Raw genomic sequence first — 15,823 nt, forward strand, 5'->3', positions numbered from 1 at the left:
TACTGGTTGTACTGGCCCGCCTCTGTACTGTCTGCCGGCCAGGGTGCCAGTACAGAATGCAGCATGGCCACCGATGACGCACCCCCGCTGTACCTGCAGATCGCCGAGCAGCTCGCGCAGCTGATCCGCAATGGCACCCTGGCGCGCGGCGAAAAGCTGCCGTCGGTGCGCGAGCTGGCGCGCCAGCATGCCGTGGCGCAGACCACGGTGGTGCAGGCCTACCACTGGCTGGAGGATGCACGCCTGATCACCGCGCGCCCGCGCTCGGGCTTCTTCGTCGCGGCGCGACCGGTGAGCCTGCCCGAGCCCAGCACGCCGCGCCCCCTGCGCCGTCCGCGCGAGGTGTCTGTGGACTGGCTGGGCCAGCGCATCCTGGGCCGCAACCAGCCGGTGGACATGATCTCGTACAGCAGCGGCACGCCCGGCCCCGAGCTGTTCAACCCCGACCGCGTGCGCCGCGCCGTCGTGCGCGCCGCGCAGCGCCACCGCAACCTGCTGTGCACCTACCCCAGCTCCTCGGGCCACGAAGACGCCCGCCGCGCCATCGCGCGCTACGCCGTGGGCCTGGGCTGCAGCCTGGACCCCGAGAACATCGTGGTCACCGGCGGCTGCATGGACTCCATTGCGCTGTGCCTGCGCGCCGTCACCCAGCCGGGCGACGTGGTGGCGCTGGAGTCGCCCACGCATTTCTCCTTTCTGGAGGTGCTGCAGGGCCTGCACCTCAAGGCGCTGGAAATTCCCACCCACCCGCGCAACGGCCTGTCGCTGGATGCGCTGCAGCTGGCGCTGGAAACCCAGCCGGTCAAGGCCGTGATGATCGTCCCCACGCTCAGCAACCCGCTGGGCAGCTGCATGCCGCAGGCCGAGCGCAAGCGCCTGGCGCAGATGGCGGCGCGCCATGGCATGGCGGTGATCGAGGACGCGATCTACAACGACCTCGTGGAGGTGGACGAGATGCGCCGCACCGTCAAGTCGTACGACACCACGGGCCACGTGATGCTGTGCGATTCGTTTTCCAAGACGCTGGCGCCGGGCCTGCGCCTGGGCTGGCTGGAGGCCGGGCGCTGGGCCGACAAGCTGCGCGCCATCAAGGACCTGCAGGCGGGCGGGCAGTCGGCCGTGCTGGAGCTGGCGCTGGCCGACCTCATCACCCAGGCCGGCCATGCCGCCGCGATGCGCCAGCTGCGCGCGGCCGTGGCCGCGCGCATGGACGAGGTGCGCCGCATCATCGCCGCGCACTTTCCGCAGGGCACCCGGGTGAGCGACCCGCCCGGCGGGCTGCTGCTGTGGCTGGAGCTGCCGCGCGCGCTCGATTCGGTGCAGCTGCACGAGGCCTGCCTGGCGCAGCAGATCCTGATCGCGCCCGGCACGGTGTTCAGCGCCAGCGGGCGGTTTCGCAACTGCCTGCGCATTGGCGTGGGCGGTGACTGGTCGCCTGCCCATCTGGCGGCCCTGCGCACCGTGGGCGACATGGCGTGCCAGATGCTGCGGGCAGGGACACAGCTCAAGGCCGCGTAACCGCCCAGAAAACAACACGAAGTTCGTGGTGCACGAAGTTCGTGTAATATTTCAGCCATGAAAAACATCACCGTGACCATGGACGACACCGTCGCCGAATGGGTGCGCGTGGAAGCCGCCAGGCGCGGCAGCAGCGTCTCGCGCCTGCTGGGGGAATGGCTGGCCGAAAAGATGCGCCAGGAAGACGCTTACGCCCAGGCCATGCGCGAGGCGCTGGGGTTTGAATCCTGGGGTGCGTCCAGCGGCCCGTATGTGCCCCGCGAAACCCTGTTTCTGCGCTGAGCGGTGCAATACCCATGAGCACCGTCCCCATCTTTGTCGATACCGAAATCCTGCTGGCCAGCGTGGACGACCGCGATGCCGAGCGCCAGGCGCGGGCCCGCGAATGGATCAGCTTTTGCTGGCAGACGCGCAGCGGCCGCATCAGCTCGCAGGTGCTCAACGAGCTGTACAACCAGGCGATCCAGCGCTTTGATGGCCCGCAGGTGCTGCAGCAGGTGCGCGCCCAGGTGCGCCGCCTGCGCGTGTGGCTGCCGCCGCACCTGGACTCCTACACCGTGGACGGCGCCTGGGACCTGCAGGACCGCTACCGCCTGGGCTACTGGGATGCGCTCATCCTCTCGTCCGCCCACCAGCAGGGCTGCCGCTACCTGCTGACCGAAGCCCTGCCGCACGGCGAGCCCCTGGACGCCGTGCGCCCCATCAACCCGTTTCTCATCACCCCCAACGAACTGGACACCACCGAATGACTACTCCCGCGTCGTCTCCCCTCCAGGCCCTGGCCCGCATCCGCCCCGACGTGCGCGCCATGCATGCCTACGGCGTGCAGCCTTCCGCCGGCATGCTCAAGATGGACGCGATGGAGAACCCGTTCCGCCTGCCCGCGCACCTGCAGGCCGCGCTGGGCCAGCGCCTGGGCGCGGTCGCGCTCAACCGCTACCCCGGCGACCGCCTGCTGGACCTGAAGGCCGCGCTGGCCCAATACGCCGGCCTGCCCGAGGGCTACGGCATCGTGCTGGGCAACGGCTCGGACGAACTCATCACCCTGCTGGCCCTGGCCTGCGCGCAACCCGGCACGGGCCAGCGCGCCACCATGCTGGCGCCCATGCCGGGCTTCGTGATGTACCCGCTGTCCGCGCAACTGCAGGGCCTGGATTTTGTGGGTGTGCCGCTCACGCCCGATTTCGAGCTGGATGAGCCCGCCATGCTGGCCGCCATCGCGCAGCACAACCCCGCCATCACCTACATCGCCTACCCGAACAACCCCACGGCCACGCTGTGGGACGAGGGCGCGGTGCAGCGCATCGTCGACGCCGCGGGCGCGCAGGGCGGCATCGTGGTCATGGACGAGGCCTACCAGCCCTTTGCCAGCCGCACCTTCATCGACCGCATGCGGGCCGAGCCAGCCCGCAACGCCCACGTGCTGCTCATGCGCACGCTCAGCAAGTTCGGCCTGGCGGGCGTGCGCCTGGGCTACCTCATCGGCCCCGCCGCGTTCGTGAGCGAGATCGACAAGGTGCGCCCGCCCTACAACGTGAGCGTGCTCAACTGCGAGGCCGCGCTGTTCGCGCTGGAGCACGCCGACGTGTTCGCCGGGCAGGCCGCCGAGATCCGCGCCGAGCGCACGAAGCTCCTGGCGGCCCTGCGGCAGATGCCCGGCATCGAAAAATGCTGGGACAGCGAGGCCAACATGATCCTCGTCCGTGTGGCGGATTCCGCCCGGGCGTACGAGGGCATGAAAAACCGCAAGGTCCTGGTCAAGAACGTTTCTACAATGCACCCATTGCTGGCCAACTGCCTGCGCCTCACGGTGGGCGCCGCCTCCGACAACGCGCAGATGCTCGCCGCCCTGCAAGCCTCCCTATGACTTCCTCCGCACTCGTCACTTCCGCAACGCCCGATCCCCTGGCCGACCGCATCGCCGAGGTCAGCCGCAACACTGCCGAGACGCGCATCCGCGTGCGCATCAACCTCGACGGCACGGGCCAGGCCAAGCTTTCCACCGGCATCGGCTTCTTCGACCACATGCTCGACCAGATCGCCCGCCACGGGCTGATCGACCTCGACATCGACTGCGAAGGCGACCTGCACATCGATGGCCACCACACGGTCGAAGATGTGGGCATCACGCTGGGCCAGGCCTTTGCGCGCGCCGTGGGCGACAAGAAGGGCATCCGCCGCTACGGCCACGCCTACGTGCCGCTCGACGAAGCGCTGTCGCGCGTGGTGGTGGATTTCTCGGGCCGCCCGGGGCTGCACATCGACGTGAAGTTCACGGCCGGCAGCATCGGCCAGCTCGATACGCAGCTGGTGTACGAGTTCTTCCAGGGCTTCGTGAACCACGCGGGCGTCACGCTGCACATCGACAATCTCAAGGGCATCAATGCCCACCACCAGTGCGAAACCATCTTCAAGGCCTTCGGGCGCACGCTGCGCGCGGCGCTGGAGCGCGATCCGCGCTCGGTGGGCGTCATTCCGTCCACCAAGGGCTCCTTGTGAAATTTTTGAGCCAGATCAAGCGCTAACGCTTGATGAATAAGCGCCAATAGCTATGAATATGGAAGCAAAAACCGTTGCGGTCGTGGACTACGGCATGGGCAACCTGCGCTCGGTGTCGCAGGCCGTGCAGGCCGCCGCAGAGGGCACCGGCTGGACCGTGGTCGTCACGCAGCGTCCCGAGGACGTGCGCGCGGCGCAGCGCATCGTGCTGCCGGGGCAGGGCGCCATGCCCGACTGCATGCGCGAGCTGCGCGAATCCGGCCTGCAGGAATCCGTGCTCGAAGCGGCCGCCGCCAAGCCGATGTTCGGCGTGTGCGTGGGCATGCAGATGCTGCTGGACCACAGTGCCGAGGGCCCCCATGGAGGAACGCCCGGCCTGTCGCTGATCCACGGCGATGTGCGCAAGTTCGACCTGGCGGGCCGCACCCAGCCCGACGGCAGCCGCTACAAGGTGCCCCAGATGGGCTGGAACCAGGTGCGCCAGGTGCCGCACGCGGGCAAGGTGCACCCGGTGTGGGCCGGCGTGCCCGACCACAGCTACTTCTACTTCGTGCACAGTTTCTATGCGGTGCCGCGAGACGCGGCCCACTGCGCGGGGCAGGCGGACTACGGCGGTGTGTTCGCCGCCGCCGTTGCGCGCGATAATATTTTCGCCACGCAATTTCACCCTGAAAAGAGCGCGGAGCACGGCCTGGCCCTGTACCGCAATTTTCTGCACTGGAATCCCTAATCCAACCCGTTCGGGCCGAGCCCTGCCTCGCCCTTTTCCTCCCGAACTTCACCACCATGCTGCTCATCCCCGCCATCGACCTCAAGGACGGCCACTGCGTACGCCTCAAGCAAGGCGATATGGACCAATCCACCACCTTCGGAGAAGACCCTGCCGCCATGGCGCGCAAGTGGGTGGATGCCGGTGCGCGCCGCCTGCACCTGGTGGACCTGAACGGCGCCTTCGCGGGCGTGCCCAAGAACTACACCGCCATCAAGTCCATCCTCCAGGAGGTGGGCGACGACATCCCGGTGCAGCTCGGCGGCGGCATCCGTGACCTGGACACCATCGAGAAATACATCGACGGCGGCCTGCGCTACGTGATCATCGGCACGGCAGCGGTCAAGAACCCCGGCTTCCTGAAGGACGCGTGCAGCGCCTTTGGCGGCCACATCATCGTGGGCCTCGATGCCAAGGACGGCAAGGTGGCCACCGACGGCTGGAGCAAGCTCACGGGCCACGAGGTCGTGGACCTGGCCAGGAAGTTCGAGGACTGGGGCGTCGAGTCCATCATCTACACCGACATCGGCCGCGACGGCATGCTCTCGGGCATCAACATCGACGCGACGGTGAAGCTCGCGCAGTCGCTCTCCATCCCCGTGATCGCCTCGGGCGGCCTGTCCAACATGGCCGACATCGAACAGCTGTGCGCCGTCGAGGAAGAGGGCGTCGAAGGCGTGATCTGCGGCCGCGCCATCTACAGCGGCGACCTTGATTTCGCGGCAGCGCAGGCGCGCGCCGACGAGTTGAATGGATAACCCCCCTGAGCGGCTGCGCCGCTTCCCCCAAGGGGGACGACGCCAGTGGCCTGGCGAAGCCAGTTCCACGGCGTCCGCTGGCCTCGGCAACGCCCCATCCACGAATCGCTGACTGACATGCTTGCCAAACGCATCATCCCCTGCCTCGACGTCACCGGAGGCCGCGTGGTCAAGGGCGTCAACTTCGTCGAACTGCGCGATGCGGGCGACCCCGTCGAGATCGCCGCGCGCTACAACGCGCAGGGCGCCGACGAACTCACCTTCCTGGACATCACCGCCACCAGCGATGGCCGTGACCTGATCCTGCCCATCATCGAGGCCGTGGCCAGCCAGGTGTTCATCCCGCTCACCGTGGGCGGCGGCGTGCGCACGGTCGAGGACGTGCGCCGCCTGCTCAACGCGGGCGCCGACAAAACCAGCTTCAACTCGGCCGCCATCGCCAACCCCGAGGTGATCGACGCCGTCTCGGCCAAGTACGGCGCGCAGTGCATCGTGGTGGCCATCGATGCCAAGCGCCGCTCGCCAGAAGACGCCCAGCGCACCGGCCCCAACGGCCGGGCCGTGGGAGAGGGCTGGGACGTGTACAGCCACGGCGGGCGCAAGAACACGGGCCTGGACGCCGTGGCCTGGGCCGCCGAGATGGCGCGCCGGGGCGCCGGCGAGATCCTGCTCACCAGCATGGACCGCGATGGCACCAAGTCCGGCTTCGACCTCGCCCTCACGCGTGCCGTGAGCGACGCCGTGGGCGTGCCCGTGATCGCCTCGGGCGGCGTGGGCAACCTCGACCACCTGGCCGACGGCATCCAGACCGGTGGAGCCGACGCGGTGCTGGCGGCCAGCATCTTCCATTACGGCGAATACACCGTGGGCCAGGCCAAGGCGCGCATGGCCGAACGCGGCATTCCCGTGCGGCTGTGAAGCAATTGCTATTAAAAGAATAGCTATCGGCGCTTGATGGAAAAGCGCCAGATGCCCAAAAGACTGAGTAAATCCGGGGGCACGCACGTTCCCGGCGATCCAAATCGCCGACAATCCCGCCCATGAACTGGCTCAACGAAGTGAAATGGGATGCGCAGGGCCTGGTGCCCGTGATCGCGCAGGAGCAGGGCACGGGCGACGTGCTGATGTTTGCGTGGATGAACCGCGAGGCGCTGGAGAAAACCGCGGAGCTCGGCCGCGCCGTGTATTTCAGCCGCTCGCGCGGCAAGCTGTGGTTCAAGGGCGAGGAGTCCGGCCACGTGCAGACGGTGCATGAAATCCGCCTGGACTGCGACAACGACGTGGTGCTGCTCAAGGTGACCCAGCTGGGCCACGAGCCCGGCATCGCCTGCCACACGGGCCGCCACAGCTGCTTTTTCAGCGTGCTCAAGGATGGCGCCTGGCAGGCGGTCGATCCGGTCTTGAAAGACCCTGAATCCATCTACAAGTAAGAGCCATGAGTTCCAACGATTCCCTCGCACGCCTGGCCGATGTGATTGAAAGCCGCAAGCCGGCCAACGGCGGCGATCCCGAGAAGAGCTACGTCTCGCGCCTGCTGCACAAGGGGCCGGACGCGTTCCTGAAGAAGATCGGCGAGGAAGCCACCGAGGTCGTCATGGCCGCCAAGGACGTGGACCACGGCGCCGACAAGTCCAAGCTCGTCTACGAGGTGGCGGACCTGTGGTTCCACTCCCTGGTGGCGCTGGCCCACTATGGCCTCACGCCCGCCGACGTGCTGGCCGAGCTGGAGCGCCGCGAGGGCACCAGCGGCATCGAGGAAAAAGCCTTGCGCAAGGCCGTTGCGCGCGCCACCCAGGAGGGTTCCCCATGAACGATATCGTCGACGTGCAGACCACCAGCCAGAAGGCGCAGGGCCTCAAGAACATCGGCTGGGTCAGCTATGTGCTGCACCTGATCGTGGCGGTGGGCGCCGTCCTTCCGGGGGCGCAGGGCAGCCTGGTGCTGCTCTTGATTGCGCTGGTGCTGGATCTGGTCAAGCGCGGAGATGCCGAAGGCACCTGGCAGGCCAACCATTTTTCCTGGCGCATCCGGTCCGTGCTGTGGGCCGGCGTGCTGTACGCGGTCACGTCGCCGCTGTGGCTGCTGCTGATCGCGCCGGGCTGGATCGCCTGGGGCGTCATTTCGCTGTGGTTCCTGTACCGCATCGTGCGCGGCATGCTGGCCATGAGCAAGAACCAGGCCGTGGATGCCTGAGCCTGGCGCGCCGCTCCCCCGCCTGAACCTGGCCCTGCAGGGCGGCGGCTCGCACGGCGCGCTGACCTGGGGCGTGCTGGATGCGCTGCTCGAGGACGGGCAGTGGCACTTCGAGGGCGTGAGCGGCACCAGCGCCGGTGCCATGAACGCCGTGGCCCTGGCACACGGCTTTGCCAAGGCCGCACACGAACACAAGGACCCGCACGAAGCCCACCTGGCGGGCTGCCAGCAGGCGCGCGAGACGCTCACCCGCCTGTGGGAAGGCGTGGGCACGCTGGGCAGCCTGATGTGGGGTTCGCCGCTGTCGGCCGCCAACCCCATGATGGGGCTGATGCGGCAGTGGCTGTCGCCCTACCAGACCAACCCGCTGGACATCAACCCGCTGCGCCGCCTGCTGGAGCGCGAGGTGGATTTCGACCTGCTGTGCACCGCGCGGCGCGCCAGCAGCGCGGCGGGCGGGCCCAAGGTGTTCGTCTGCGCCACCAACGTGCGCACGGGGCGGGGCGAGATCTTCTCGGGCTCCAGGCTCAGCGCCGATGCCGTGATGGCCTCGGCCTGCCTGCCGCTGATGTTCAAGGCCGTGGAGATCGACGGCCAGCACTACTGGGATGGCGGCTACTCGGGCAACCCCGCGCTGCACCCGCTGATCTACCAGACCGAGGCCTCGGACATCCTGCTCGTGCAGATCAACCCCATCGAGCACCTGGAGCTGCCGCATTCCGGCGCCGAGATCATGGAACGCATGAACGAGGTCACCTTCAACGCCAGCCTGCTGGCCGAGATGCGCGCCATCGAGTTCGTGCGCCGCCTGCTCGCCGAGGGCAAGCTCGACCCGCGCCGCTACAAGAGCGTGCGCATGCACCGCATCGACGGCGGCTCGGTGCTGGCCCCGTTCGGCGCCGACAGCAAGATGCGCGCGGACCTGGCCTTCGTGCGCAAGCTGTTCGCCCTGGGCCGCACGGCCGGACAGGAATGGCTGCATGCGCACCGCAAGGATGTGGGCGTGCGCCCGACCATCAAGATCGCTGACAATGCGTGAAGCCTCCTGTGTCGCCTGTGGCGCCTTCCCCCTCAGGGGGACGCCACCCGTGGCCTGGCGGAGCCAGTTCCACGGTGGCGCTGGCCTGGGGCGCGCCGGTGGCAATGGCTTGGGGTTGAGCAGCGCCCGGTGAACTGTTAACTTCGTACCGACATTTTTCTCATGCACGATCCGAACTGCCTTTTCTGCAAGATCATCGCGGGCCAGATTCCTTCGAAGAAGGTCTATGAAGACGAGGAGATCTTCGCCTTCCACGACATCCACCCCTGGGCGCCGGTGCACTTTCTGATGGTGCCCAAGCGGCATGTCCCTTCGATGGCGCAGGTCACCGCAGACGATGCGGGAGTTCTGGGGCGCATGATGGCGCTGGCGCCCCGGCTGGCCCTGGAGCAGGGCTGCAACCCGTACCCCGAGGGTGGCTTTCGCGTCGTGGTAAACACGGGGCTTGAAGGCGGGCAGGAAATCCACCACCTGCATGTTCACGTGATGGGCGGCCCCCGCCCTTGGCTCAAAGGCTGAACCAGGCTGACGGCGCGTGCCGATAGTTTCCCGCTGGCGGGCAAGGGCGTCGGACTTCGGTCGCGGCCCCCGTCTAAAATGACTGCAATTCGTTAGGAGATATTCCATGGGCTCTTTTTCCATCTGGCACTGGCTGATCGTGCTGCTGATCGTTGTCATGGTGTTCGGCACCAAGAAGCTCAAGAACATGGGCTCCGACCTCGGGGGCGCCGTCAAGGGCTTCAAGGACGGCATGAAGGACGGTTCGGCCGATGCCCCCGCCACCCCTCCCGCAGGCCAGGTTGCCAACAACCCGGCGGCCGACAAGACCACCATCGATGTCGAAGCCAAGCAAAAGAGCTGAGCGCGCCGTCCGCACCGGCCCCCGCATGCCTTTTCGCCTGACCCATGATTGATATTGGCCTGTCCAAGATGGCGCTGATCGGCGCGGTGGCACTCATCGTCATCGGGCCGGAGAAGCTCCCGCGCGTGGCCCGCACGGTGGGTACGCTGCTGGGCAAGGCCCAGCGCTACGTGTCCGACGTCAAGGCCGAGGTGAACCGGTCCATGGAGCTCGATGAGCTCAAGAAAATGAAGGACACGGTGGAGACCGCCGCACGCGACGTGCACAACTCCATCCAGACCAGCGCCAGCGAGTTCGAGAAGGACTGGGCCTCGGCCACGGAGACCAGCAACGCCGACCTGCACGAGCCGCAGGCGCCCGTGGTGCCGGCCTACAAGCACCCTGGCAAGAACTGGCGCCTCAAGCGGGGCGCGGTGCCCCAGTGGTACAAGTCCCGCAGTGGCGTGCGCACGAAGGCGCAGTCCGGCGCGGCGCGCGTCGCGCGCTACCGCCCCCAGAAATTCCATTGATGACGACGATGCGGCGCGGCGTGCCGTGCGCGCTGCATGGGCGGCCTCCACGCCCCTGAAAACCCAATATGTCCGAAACCCCCTCCAAAGAAGACGAGCTGGCCGGTACCGAGCAGCCCTTCGTGCAGCACCTGATGGAGCTGCGCGACCGGCTGGTCAAGGCGCTCATTGCCATCGCCATCGCGGCGGCGATCCTGTTCTTCTTTCCCGGCCCTGGCGCGCTGTACGACTTCCTGGCGGCGCCGCTGGTGGCCCACCTGCCCAAGGGCGCCACGCTGATCGCCACCTCGGTGATCTCGCCGTTCATGGTGCCGCTCAAGATTTTGCTGATGTCGGCCTTCCTGCTGGCATTGCCCTTCGTGCTGTGGCAGGTGTGGGCCTTCGTGGCGCCGGGCCTGTACTCGCACGAGAAGAAGCTGGTGCTGCCGCTGGTGGTCTCCAGCACGCTGCTGTTCTTCATCGGGGTGGCGTTCTGCTACTACCTCGTGTTCGGGCAGGTGTTTGCGTTCATCCAGAGCTTCGCGCCCAAGAGCATCACGGCCGCGCCAGACATCGAAGCCTACCTGAGCTTCGTGCTGTCGATGTTCCTCGCGTTCGGCCTGGCGTTCGAGGTGCCCATCGCCGTGGTGGTGCTGGCCCGCATGGGCATCGTGAGCGTGCAGAAGCTGCGCGAGTTCCGCGGCTACTTCATCGTGCTGGCGTTCGTGATCGCCGCCGTCGTCACGCCGCCGGACGTGGTCTCGCAGCTGTCGCTGGCCGTGCCCATGTGCCTGCTGTACGAAGTGGGCATCTGGGCCGCGCAGATCTTCATCAAGCACACCAAGGCGCCTGAGGACACCGAGGAATCCGCCTCCGCGTCGTCCTGATCGATCGGCGCGCCGCCGTGGCGCGCTGGAAGGCGGGGTTGCACCGGGAGCCCCGGGCCTCCTGCTCCGCAAGGAATATCCAGATAAAAATAGCTGCCAGCGCTTGTCCGTCAAGCGTTGGCAGCTATTTTTTTGATAGTGCGCCGCAGTGCGGCCGCAGCTGCGTGGCCATCGGTGGGAACTGGCGCGCAGCCAGCCCGGGGCCATGGAACGCGGGTTTCGCCGGGCCGTCCGCGGCGCCCCCGTTGAGGGCGCCGCGCGGCGGCGCGGGGCTTGTTACCTCTTTCTCGGCTTTGGGCGCACGCCAGGGTTGATGCTCAGCTCCACCAGCTTGTCGCCGCGCTGCACCTTGAACGGGGCCACGGTTCCGGGCTTGAGCCCCGCCACGGCGGTCAGCAGTTCGGACACATTGCCCACGTTTTTTCCATCCACGCGCACGATCACGTCGCCGGGCCGCATGCCGGCCTGGGCCGCAGGGCCGTCCTGCAGCACGCCGGTGATGATCACGCCTTCGGTGGCCTTCACGCCGAAGGTCTCGGCCAGCTCGGGGGAGAGCTCGTTGGGCTCCACGCCGATCCAGCCGCGCGTGACCTGGCCGTCCTTCACGATGCCGTCCAGCACCAGCCGCGCGGTGGACACGGGGATCGCAAAGCCGATGCCCATGCTGCCGCCCGAGCGCGAGTAGATCGCGGTGTTGATGCCCATGAGGTTGCCGTTCACGTCCACCAGCGCGCCGCCCGAGTTGCCGGGGTTGATGGCCGCGTCGGTCTGGATGAAGTTCTCGAAGGTGTTGATGCCCAGCTGCGTGCGGCCCAGCGCGCTCACGATGCCGCTGGTCACCGTCTGGCCCACGCCGAACGGGTTGCCGATGGCCAGCACCTGGTCGCCCACGGCGAGCACGTCCGAGTTGCCCAGCACGATGACGGGCAGCTTGTCGAGTTCGATCTTGAGGATGGCCAGGTCGGTGTCGGGGTCGGTGCCGATCACGCGGGCGCGGGCGCGGCGGCTGTCGGTCAGCGTCACCTCGATCTCGTCGGCGCCCTCCACCACGTGGTTGTTGGTCAGGATGTAGCCGTCGGGGCTCACGATCACGCCGCTGCCCAGCCCGGCCTGCGCCTGCGCGCCCTGGTCGCCAAAGAAGAACTGGAACCAGGGGTCGTTGCTGCGCGGATGGCGCACGGCCTTGCTGGTATTGATGCTGACCACGGCGGGCGCGGCCTGGCGCGCGGCAGCGCTGAAGCTTCCCGCCGCTGGCTGCGGGCTGGCGGTGGTCGCGGGAGCCTCCAGCAGCGCGATGCCCGCGCCCGAGCGCGTGGTGGCACCCCGGCCCAGCCAGCTCGGCTGCAGCGTGGCGACGACGAAATAGGCGGCAACGAACACCGTCACGGCCTGGGAAAACAGCAACCAGATGCGCTTCATGAAATTCTTCTGTACCGATGAGGATGGGGCGGAAGGGGGTGTGGGGCTGGGGCTTTCGGCCTGCACGGCAGGCCCTGGCCGCCTCTGCGGGCACATTGTCCCCCAACTGGGACCGCCGGCGCGCGCGACAATAGCCGCATGAGCATTTCACGCACCCACCTTCTGCAGGCCTTCGACAGCCTGCTGCAGCCCGAGCGTTTCAAGGACTACGGTCCTAACGGCCTGCAGGTCGAGGGCAAGGCCGAAGTCCGCCGCATCGTGAGTGGCGTGACGGCCAGCCGCGCCCTGATCGAGGCGGCCATCCGCGAGCGGGCCGATGCCATCTTCGTGCACCATGGCCTGTTCTGGCGTGGCCAGGACGGCCGGGTGACGGGCTGGATGAAGCAGCGGCTGCAGCTGCTGCTGGCGCACGACATCAACCTGTTCGCGTACCACCTGCCGCTGGATGCGCACGCCGAACTGGGCAACAACGCCCAGCTGGGGCGCGTGCTGGGCCTTGCCGCCGATGCGCGGTTCGGGGAGCAGGACCTGGGATTCTCCGCGCCGGCGGCCTTCGCCGACGGCCAGGCGCTGGCCGACCACGTGGCCCGGGCACTGGGACGGGCCGTGACCCTCGTGCAGCCCGAGGCGGCGGGCGCGCAGCGGCAGCAGCCTCTGGGCCGCGTGGCCTGGTGCACGGGCGGCGCCCAGGGCTACTTCGAATCAGCGATTGCCGCGGGGGCGGATGCCTTCATCACCGGGGAGATTTCGGAGCCCCAGGCCCATCTGGCACGCGAGATGGGCGTGTGTTTCATCGCGGCGGGGCACCACGCCACCGAGCGCTACGGAGCGCCGGCCGTCGCCGCGCACGTGTCCGGGCTGCTGGGCCTGGGGCATGTGTTCATCGAAATCCCCAACCCGGCCTGAGGGCCGCGAAGCCTTTTGGTGATATTGCTATTTAATCAATAGCATTTGGCGCTTTTCTCTCCGGCGCTGGACGCTGATTCCATTTCCATTCCATCCCCATGACACCACTGGCCATCACCCAAGGCGATCCCGCAGGCATCGGCCCCGAGATTGTCGCCAAGGCCTTCCGCGATGCGCCCCAGGACCTGCAGGGCTGTTTCGTGGTGGGCGACGTCGCCACGCTGCGCCGTGCGGCGCAGGCCATCGTGCGCCCCGGCGTTCCGGCCGTGCCGGTGGCGCAGATCGCGGCGGCGGCGCAGGCCCTGGCGATGCCTCCCCGCTGCATTCCGGTGCTGGCCCTGCCCGGCATCCCGGGACCGCAGCCCTGGGGGCGGATCAGCGCCGAGGCGGGGCGGGCGGCGGCCGACAGCGTGGTCTGGGCCGCGCGGGCAGCGCTCCGGGGCGAGGTGGCGGGCCTGGTGACGGCGCCGCTGCACAAGGAGGCGCTGTCGGCCGCCGGCGTCGCTTTCCCGGGCCATACCGAGTTGCTGCAGGCCGAGGCCGCTGCGCACCAGGGCGTGGCACTGGCGCAGATGCCCGTGCGCATGATGCTCGCCAGCGACGAGCTGCGCACGGTGCTGGTCAGCATCCACGTGTCGCTGCGCGACGCGATCGACGCGGTCACGCCAGGCAATGTGCTGCAGACCCTGCAGATCACGCACGCCGCATTGGCGCGCAGCCTGGGCCGCGCGCCGCGCATGGCGGTGGCGGGGCTCAATCCCCACGCGGGCGAGGGCGGGCTGTTCGGGCGCGAGGAAGTGGAGGTGATTGCACCGGCCATTGCCGCGGCGCGGGCGCAGGGCCTGGACGTGCACGGCCCGTTCGCGCCGGACACGGTGTTCATGCGTGCGCGCAGCACACCCGCACGCTCTGGCGAGTTCGACGTGGTTGTCGCGATGTACCACGACCAGGGCCTCATCCCGGTGAAGTACCTGGGCGTGGACAAGGGCGTGAACGTGACCCTGGGCCTGCCGCTGGTGCGTACCAGCCCCGACCATGGCACGGCGTTCGACATCGCGGGGCAGGGCGTGGCCGACGCCGCGAGCCTCATCGAGGCGGTGCGCATGGCGCGGGCGCTGTGTGAGTGAATTGCACGCTGGCGCTTGATGGTAAAGCGCTGAGTGCTACTTTTTATATGGCAACCGAGAGAGTGGCACCAAACCAGCGCCACCCGCGAAACCGGCGCACCTCACGGCAGCGCACCCGTGGAGCCGGCTTTGCCAAGCCACCGGGCGCGTCCCTCGTGGGGAGGCGCGCAGCGCCTCAGGGGGCTATCTCTTCAGGCTGTCCCGGATCTCGCGCAGCAGCACGATGTCTTCCGGTGGCGCGGCCGGGGCTTCGGGGGCAGCGGGGGCTTCGCGCTTGAGGCGGTTGATCTGCTTGATCATCATGAAGATGATGAACGCCAGAATGATGAAATTGACGGCCACGGTCAGGAAGTTGCCGTAGGCAAACACCGGCACGCCTGCCTTCTTGAGGGCGTCCAGCGTCATGGCGGTGCCAGGCGGCACCGTGCCCAGCACCACGAACAGGTTGGAAAAATCGAGCTTGCCGAACACCAGCCCGACCACCGGCATGATCAGGTCCGACACGACCGAGTCCACGATCTTGCCGAAGGCCCCCCCAATGATGACGCCCACGGCGAGGTCAATCACATTGCCCTTGACCGCGAACTCCCTGAACTCCTGCATCATCCCCATGTTGTGCTCCTTGTGTGAATGGCGATCCCGGAGTATTGCCCGGAGCGGTGGCCTGTCAAGACAGTCCCTCACTTTGAAATAACCATTTTCACTCCGCTACAATTCGCGGTTGACCCCAATCTAGCGATGTTCATCGAGGATCCCCATGAGTGACACTCCAATCGACTCCAGCAAACGGACGTGGCTGATCGCGTCCGGCTGTGCTGGTGCGGTGGGCGGCGTGGCAACCGCCGTACCTTTCGTGAGTACTTTTCAGCCCTCCGAGCGCGCCAAAGCCGCCGGTGCTGCCGTCGAGGTGGATATTTCCGCCCTCAAGCCCGGAGAAAAAGTCACTGTGGAGTGGCGCGGCAAGCCCGTCTGGATCATCAAGCGTACGCCCGAGCAGCTCGCCGAGCTGCCCAAGCTCGATGGCCAGCTCGCGGATCCCAAGTCTGAACGCAAGCCTTCCGAACTCACGCCCGAGTACGCGCGCAACGAAGCCCGCTCCATCAAGCCGGAAATCTTCGTGGGCGTGGGCATCTGCTCGCACCTGGGCTGCTCGCCCTCCGACAAGTTCCAGCCCGGCGCCCAGCCGTCGCTGCCCGACGACTGGAAGGGCGGTTTCCTGTGCCCCTGCCACGGCTCCACGTTCGACATGGCCGGCCGCGTCTTCAAGAACAAGCCCGCACCCGACAACCTCGAAGTGCCCCCCCACATGTACCTTACCGAGACGCGCCTGCTGATCGGTGAAGACAAGAAGGCTTGAA

21 protein-coding genes are annotated in these 15,823 nt (G+C 67.6%); 19 read left to right on the top strand and 2 right to left on the bottom strand.

All coding sequences use genetic code 11. The features are described from left to right. Positions 1-63 precede the first annotated feature (63 nt). From AC07OD_RS21020 to tatC, 16 genes are all read left to right on the top strand, one after another. Entirely contained in the window at positions 64-1,518 is a 1,455-nt protein-coding gene (locus AC07OD_RS21020) for an aminotransferase-like domain-containing protein (RefSeq protein ID WP_218293442.1), read from the top strand. 57 nt (positions 1,519-1,575) lie between these two features. After that, positions 1,576-1,800, top strand: coding sequence for a hypothetical protein (locus tag AC07OD_RS21025; protein WP_008905190.1), 225 nt, complete (start codon positions 1,576-1,578; stop codon positions 1,798-1,800). 14 nt (positions 1,801-1,814) lie between these two features. After that, entirely contained in the window at positions 1,815-2,267 is a 453-nt protein-coding gene (locus AC07OD_RS21030) for a PIN domain-containing protein (protein WP_218293444.1), read from the top strand. Then, positions 2,264-3,385 (top strand): pyridoxal phosphate-dependent aminotransferase, encoded by a 1,122-nt coding sequence (locus AC07OD_RS21035; RefSeq protein ID WP_218340331.1) that lies wholly within the window; start codon positions 2,264-2,266, stop codon positions 3,383-3,385. The genes AC07OD_RS21030 and AC07OD_RS21035 overlap by 4 nt, the downstream gene beginning before the upstream one ends. After that, positions 3,382-4,017: an imidazoleglycerol-phosphate dehydratase HisB gene (gene hisB, locus AC07OD_RS21040; RefSeq protein ID WP_218293446.1), complete on the top strand. Its 636-nt coding sequence runs from the start codon at positions 3,382-3,384 to the stop codon at positions 4,015-4,017. Before AC07OD_RS21035 ends, hisB begins: the two co-directional genes overlap by 4 nt. 52 nt (positions 4,018-4,069) lie before the next feature. Continuing rightward, entirely contained in the window at positions 4,070-4,747 is a 678-nt protein-coding gene (gene hisH / locus AC07OD_RS21045; RefSeq protein WP_218340330.1) for an imidazole glycerol phosphate synthase subunit HisH, read from the top strand. A 56-nt stretch (positions 4,748-4,803) separates the two neighbouring features. After that, a complete protein-coding gene (gene hisA / locus AC07OD_RS21050) occupies positions 4,804-5,544 on the top strand; it encodes a 1-(5-phosphoribosyl)-5-[(5-phosphoribosylamino)methylideneamino]imidazole-4-carboxamide isomerase (protein ID WP_218340329.1) in 741 nt (246 codons plus the stop codon). Between the two features lie 117 nt (positions 5,545-5,661). Next, complete coding sequence (hisF, locus tag AC07OD_RS21055; RefSeq protein WP_218340328.1) at positions 5,662-6,462, top strand: imidazole glycerol phosphate synthase subunit HisF; 801 nt, start codon at positions 5,662-5,664, stop codon at positions 6,460-6,462. A 113-nt stretch (positions 6,463-6,575) separates the two neighbouring features. Then, positions 6,576-6,974 (top strand): phosphoribosyl-AMP cyclohydrolase, encoded by a 399-nt coding sequence (gene hisI / locus AC07OD_RS21060; RefSeq protein ID WP_218294405.1) that lies wholly within the window; start codon positions 6,576-6,578, stop codon positions 6,972-6,974. A gap of 5 nt (positions 6,975-6,979) precedes the next feature. Then, complete coding sequence (locus AC07OD_RS21065; RefSeq protein ID WP_218293449.1) at positions 6,980-7,354, top strand: phosphoribosyl-ATP diphosphatase; 375 nt, start codon at positions 6,980-6,982, stop codon at positions 7,352-7,354. Further along, complete coding sequence (locus AC07OD_RS21070; RefSeq protein ID WP_218293450.1) at positions 7,351-7,737, top strand: DUF4870 family protein; 387 nt, start codon at positions 7,351-7,353, stop codon at positions 7,735-7,737. Before AC07OD_RS21065 ends, AC07OD_RS21070 begins: the two co-directional genes overlap by 4 nt. Continuing rightward, positions 7,730-8,776 (top strand): patatin-like phospholipase family protein, encoded by a 1,047-nt coding sequence (locus AC07OD_RS21075; protein ID WP_492244184.1) that lies wholly within the window; start codon positions 7,730-7,732, stop codon positions 8,774-8,776. The genes AC07OD_RS21070 and AC07OD_RS21075 overlap by 8 nt, the downstream gene beginning before the upstream one ends. 162 nt (positions 8,777-8,938) lie before the next feature. Beyond that, a complete protein-coding gene (locus AC07OD_RS21080; protein ID WP_218293452.1) occupies positions 8,939-9,295 on the top strand; it encodes a histidine triad nucleotide-binding protein in 357 nt (118 codons plus the stop codon). Positions 9,296-9,401: 106 nt separating this feature from the next. Further along, the gene (gene tatA, locus AC07OD_RS21085; RefSeq protein WP_218293453.1) at positions 9,402-9,638 is read left to right on the top strand and encodes a Sec-independent protein translocase subunit TatA; all 237 of its coding nucleotides are present in this window, start codon (positions 9,402-9,404) and stop codon (positions 9,636-9,638) included. A gap of 44 nt (positions 9,639-9,682) precedes the next feature. Then, the gene (gene tatB, locus AC07OD_RS21090) at positions 9,683-10,147 is read left to right on the top strand and encodes a Sec-independent protein translocase protein TatB (RefSeq protein ID WP_218293454.1); all 465 of its coding nucleotides are present in this window, start codon (positions 9,683-9,685) and stop codon (positions 10,145-10,147) included. Positions 10,148-10,215: 68 nt separating this feature from the next. Further along, positions 10,216-11,013, top strand: a complete 798-nt coding sequence (gene tatC, locus AC07OD_RS21095) for a twin-arginine translocase subunit TatC (RefSeq protein WP_218293455.1) — start codon at positions 10,216-10,218, stop codon at positions 11,011-11,013. A gap of 276 nt (positions 11,014-11,289) precedes the next feature. Here the strand turns inward: tatC and AC07OD_RS21100 are convergent, their stop codons facing one another. Next, the gene (locus AC07OD_RS21100; protein ID WP_494597946.1) at positions 11,290-12,432 is read right to left on the bottom strand and encodes a S1C family serine protease; all 1,143 of its coding nucleotides are present in this window, start codon (positions 12,430-12,432) and stop codon (positions 11,290-11,292) included. A 138-nt stretch (positions 12,433-12,570) separates the two neighbouring features. Between AC07OD_RS21100 and AC07OD_RS21105 the strand changes: the two genes are divergently transcribed. Together AC07OD_RS21105 and pdxA are read left to right on the top strand one after the other, a co-directional pair. Then, entirely contained in the window at positions 12,571-13,338 is a 768-nt protein-coding gene (locus AC07OD_RS21105) for a Nif3-like dinuclear metal center hexameric protein (RefSeq protein ID WP_494597947.1), read from the top strand. 98 nt (positions 13,339-13,436) lie between these two features. Then, positions 13,437-14,465: a 4-hydroxythreonine-4-phosphate dehydrogenase PdxA gene (gene pdxA / locus AC07OD_RS21110; protein WP_494597948.1), complete on the top strand. Its 1,029-nt coding sequence runs from the start codon at positions 13,437-13,439 to the stop codon at positions 14,463-14,465. Positions 14,466-14,648: 183 nt separating this feature from the next. Here pdxA and mscL read toward each other — a convergent pair whose 3' ends face one another. Beyond that, positions 14,649-15,077, bottom strand: a complete 429-nt coding sequence (gene mscL / locus AC07OD_RS21115; RefSeq protein WP_218293459.1) for a large conductance mechanosensitive channel protein MscL — start codon at positions 15,075-15,077, stop codon at positions 14,649-14,651. Between the two features lie 145 nt (positions 15,078-15,222). Between mscL and petA the strand changes: the two genes are divergently transcribed. Then, entirely contained in the window at positions 15,223-15,822 is a 600-nt protein-coding gene (gene petA, locus AC07OD_RS21120; RefSeq protein WP_218293460.1) for a ubiquinol-cytochrome c reductase iron-sulfur subunit, read from the top strand. Position 15,823 lies beyond the last annotated feature (1 nt).

It is taken from the genome of Acidovorax sp. GW821-FHT10E03 (assembly GCF_059415205.1).

Coding starts and splice junctions, on each gene's coding strand:
- AC07OD_RS21065 (WP_218293449.1), top strand. CDS start 6,980: ATGAGTTCCAACGATTCCCTCGCACGCCTGGCCGATGTGATTGAAAGC.
- hisF (WP_218340328.1), top strand. CDS start 5,662: ATGCTTGCCAAACGCATCATCCCCTGCCTCGACGTCACCGGAGGCCGC.
- AC07OD_RS21020 (WP_218293442.1), top strand. CDS start 64: ATGGCCACCGATGACGCACCCCCGCTGTACCTGCAGATCGCCGAGCAG.
- tatC (WP_218293455.1), top strand. CDS start 10,216: ATGTCCGAAACCCCCTCCAAAGAAGACGAGCTGGCCGGTACCGAGCAG.
- AC07OD_RS21080 (WP_218293452.1), top strand. CDS start 8,939: ATGCACGATCCGAACTGCCTTTTCTGCAAGATCATCGCGGGCCAGATT.
- mscL (WP_218293459.1), bottom strand. CDS start 15,077: ATGGGGATGATGCAGGAGTTCAGGGAGTTCGCGGTCAAGGGCAATGTG.
- AC07OD_RS21025 (WP_008905190.1), top strand. CDS start 1,576: ATGAAAAACATCACCGTGACCATGGACGACACCGTCGCCGAATGGGTG.
- AC07OD_RS21035 (WP_218340331.1), top strand. CDS start 2,264: ATGACTACTCCCGCGTCGTCTCCCCTCCAGGCCCTGGCCCGCATCCGC.
- hisH (WP_218340330.1), top strand. CDS start 4,070: ATGAATATGGAAGCAAAAACCGTTGCGGTCGTGGACTACGGCATGGGC.
- AC07OD_RS21030 (WP_218293444.1), top strand. CDS start 1,815: ATGAGCACCGTCCCCATCTTTGTCGATACCGAAATCCTGCTGGCCAGC.
- AC07OD_RS21070 (WP_218293450.1), top strand. CDS start 7,351: ATGAACGATATCGTCGACGTGCAGACCACCAGCCAGAAGGCGCAGGGC.
- tatA (WP_218293453.1), top strand. CDS start 9,402: ATGGGCTCTTTTTCCATCTGGCACTGGCTGATCGTGCTGCTGATCGTT.
- hisB (WP_218293446.1), top strand. CDS start 3,382: ATGACTTCCTCCGCACTCGTCACTTCCGCAACGCCCGATCCCCTGGCC.
- petA (WP_218293460.1), top strand. CDS start 15,223: ATGAGTGACACTCCAATCGACTCCAGCAAACGGACGTGGCTGATCGCG.
- hisA (WP_218340329.1), top strand. CDS start 4,804: ATGCTGCTCATCCCCGCCATCGACCTCAAGGACGGCCACTGCGTACGC.
- AC07OD_RS21105 (WP_494597947.1), top strand. CDS start 12,571: ATGAGCATTTCACGCACCCACCTTCTGCAGGCCTTCGACAGCCTGCTG.
- AC07OD_RS21100 (WP_494597946.1), bottom strand. CDS start 12,432: ATGAAGCGCATCTGGTTGCTGTTTTCCCAGGCCGTGACGGTGTTCGTT.
- AC07OD_RS21075 (WP_492244184.1), top strand. CDS start 7,730: ATGCCTGAGCCTGGCGCGCCGCTCCCCCGCCTGAACCTGGCCCTGCAG.
- tatB (WP_218293454.1), top strand. CDS start 9,683: ATGATTGATATTGGCCTGTCCAAGATGGCGCTGATCGGCGCGGTGGCA.
- pdxA (WP_494597948.1), top strand. CDS start 13,437: ATGACACCACTGGCCATCACCCAAGGCGATCCCGCAGGCATCGGCCCC.